Here is a 2706-nt window from a genome sequence, read left to right as displayed (position 1 = left end):
GGTCGCCTCGAGTTGATCCGGGCGAACGCGTCGAGAGCAAGCCACGCCGAGCTCGACGAGGCCGAGGTGCTCGATGACGGTGACCCCATGGAGCTCGGCGCCCTCTATGCCAGCCTCCTCCGGTCACATCCCCACTTTCGTGTTCTCGGGGGTTGCTGCGGGACGGATGCTCGCCATGTCGAAGCCATCGCCCGTGCCTGCGTCACTTCGACGGAGTAGCACGCACAGGCAGACATCCCAGCGCTTCCCTTCGGCGGCTGGGCCACCTGCAGCAGATGCGGGTGATGCGACACCCGAGGCACAGGGATCCGATCAATCCCGGGTGCACTACATCGGGAACCACGTCCGACATGGGATGACGATCGTTCGTGGTCGCCACGTGACGTTGAACGTCCAGAACGTCCAGAAGGCGAGGCCGGAGTGCGATGGGTCGAACAAAGTCGAACAGAGTGGTAGGGCGGATGCGCCATTGCGCCAGGCGGATGTCGGCGCGAGTGTGGAGTTGATCGCGTCCAGGGGAGGCAACATGCCGAAGTTCCTGTTCCAGGTGTCGCTGAACGCTGAGGGTGTCGCCGGTGTGTTGGCGGAAGGCGGAACTGCTCGACGGGAGGTCGTGCAGAGCGCCATCGAGAGCGTGGGTGGCACCCTGGAGGCGTTCTATTTCGCCTTCGGCGCTGACGACGTCGTCGTCATTGTTGATGTCCCCGACCAGGAGACGGCCGCGGGGCTGGCCATGCAGTTCTCCTCCTCGGGCCGCATGGCCGTGGCCACGACGGTGCTGCTCACGCCCGAGCAGGTCGACCGGGCACGGGAGACGCAGAGCAGCTGGCGTCCGCCGGGCGGTTGACGATGGCGGTGGCGTCGGAGCGGGCGGTCAAGGGGTACCGGGCGCGGCGATGTGGTCGGTGTCGACCAGCCCGTGGCGCATGGCGTGGAGGGCGGCAGCGGCCCGGGAGGACACGCCGAGCTTGGTGTAGACGTGCTCGACGTGGTTGCTCACCGTCTTCGGGCTGATCGACAGTTCCCGGGCGATCTGTTTGTTGGCCAGCCCTCGGGCGAGGAGGGCGAGCACCTCGGTCTCGCGGGCGGTGAGCCCTTTGGGTCCGCCGGCCCGCAGGCCTCGGGTGGTGTGGCCGGCGGCGTTGAGCACGGCGTCGACTGCCGCGGGGTCGAGCCGCCCGTCGGTGGCGTCGGCTCGTAGCTCGGCGGCCGCCTCGTCCGGGTCGAGCGCTCGGCGATGGGGCCGTCGCTGGCCCATGGCGTGGTAGGCGTCGGCGGCAGCCAGGATCCGGGCCGGGGCAGCGATCAGCGACCCGGAAAGGCCCCGGTGGTAGCCCGATCCGTCCATCCGCTCGTGGTGGGCGGCGGCGAGCACGCCGACGCGGGCCAGCGTGTCGGGCCGGCTGAACATGCGCTCCACGAGGTAGGCGTGCATGCGCATTCGCTCGGTCTCGGTGGTGGAGAGCGGCCCGGGTCTCTGCCAGATGGACGCGGGGACGCCCGCCCGGCCGGTGTCGTGGACGAACGCGGCGCGGCGAAGGAGCCGCACAGTGGCGCCCGGCAGCTGGAGCTCGGTGGCGGCTGCTGCGGCCAGCTCCGCGGTGCCGTGCGCATGGCCGGCGAAGCTGTGGCAGCGCAGGTCGCAGAAGTCGCCGATGGCGGCCAAGGCGGCGTCGAGGGCGTCGTCGGTGAGGGGGCGAGGGTTCGGATCGGGGTCAGGGAGCGGATCATCGAGGTTGGCGAAGATCGGGTTGGGATCGGTGACGAGGGCGTCGACCACGGCAGGGTCGAAGTGGGTGCCCGACCGGGCCCGAGCAACCTCCACCGCTGCATCCACACCGCCGGTGCGGTGGAGGACCTCGGCCGTCTCGGCCACATGGGAGATGCGGGCGGGCAGCGGGATCTCCTCCCCGCTCACCGACGGGAACCCCTCACCGTCCCAGCGGGCGTAGCTCTGCTCGATGCTCCTCCGCACGATGTCGTCGACACCGAGACTTCCGGCGAGCTCGCCGGCGGCAGCGCAGTGGTCGGCCATCTGGGCGAGGACGTCCTGGCCCCGGGTCGCCATCAATCTGCCCACCCGGCCGGCCCGCTGCAACGCCGAGCCCGATGAAGCGGCGCGGCGGAGCATGTAGACCATGGCCGGCATCCCGGCCAGGTCGACGTCGGTCACCCCGGCCCGGAAGGCGATGTCATCGCCGAAGCTGGTGGCCACGTCGTCGCCGTAGACCGGACAGGCGACGTAGGTCAGCAGCGACACGTCGTGCAGATTGCACAACAGGTTGTCGTCGAGGCCGAGCCTCCGACCCAAGCTCATGGCGAGCCGGCTCGACCGCTGCATGTGTTCGGCGGGCTGACCCAGCCCCAGGTCGGTGGCCAGGGACAGGGCGGCCAACACGTCCGCCAGCGCGACCCCGGAGCCACCCCCTTGGTCCATGGCCGCCAATCTACGCGTCGGGGTTGCTGGCCCTGGGGTGAATGCCTCATGTGCGGACCCGCGAAGGTTCGTACGGTCGAACCGACCACAAACAACAGGAGGCAGACCATGCCGAAGTACGTGATCGAGCGGACCGTTCCCGGTGCCGGGCAGATGAGCACCGAGGAGCTGCGCGGGATCGCCAGCCAGTCCAACAAGGTGCTTCGAGACCTCGGGCCCGACGTGCAATGGGTCCACAGCTACGTGGTGGACGACAAGATCTTCTGCGT

3 protein-coding genes are annotated in these 2706 nt (G+C 69.5%); 2 read left to right on the top strand and 1 reads right to left on the bottom strand.

Annotated features, from left to right (window positions below; genetic code table 11):
* Together VMN58_11620 and VMN58_11615 are read left to right on the top strand one after the other, a co-directional pair.
* The coding region (locus VMN58_11620) for a homocysteine S-methyltransferase family protein (protein HUF33843.1) at nucleotides 1-219 on the top strand (219 nt) is incomplete at its 5' end.
* A gap of 160 nt (nucleotides 220-379) precedes the next feature.
* Nucleotides 380-847: a GYD domain-containing protein gene (locus VMN58_11615; protein HUF33842.1), complete on the top strand. Its 468-nt coding sequence runs from the start codon at nucleotides 380-382 to the stop codon at nucleotides 845-847.
* 27 nt (nucleotides 848-874) lie between these two features.
* Here the strand turns inward: VMN58_11615 and VMN58_11610 are convergent, their stop codons facing one another.
* Nucleotides 875-2437 carry an HD domain-containing phosphohydrolase gene (locus VMN58_11610; GenBank protein ID HUF33841.1) on the bottom strand — a complete coding sequence of 521 codons (1563 nt, stop codon included), beginning with the start codon at nucleotides 2435-2437 and terminating at the stop codon, nucleotides 875-877.
* Nucleotides 2438-2706 lie beyond the last annotated feature (269 nt).

It is taken from the genome of Acidimicrobiales bacterium, assembly GCA_035512495.1.
GTDB lineage: Bacteria > Actinomycetota > Acidimicrobiia > Acidimicrobiales > CADCSY01 > DATKDW01.
Note: the sequence above shows the minus strand (reverse complement) of the source record. Positions and strands in the feature narration are given on the sequence as shown.

Excerpts from the sequence above, each read along its gene's own strand:
- VMN58_11610 (HUF33841.1), bottom strand. The coding sequence starts at position 2,437 with ATGGACCAAGGGGGTGGCTCCGGGGTCGCGCTGGCGGACGTGTTGGCC.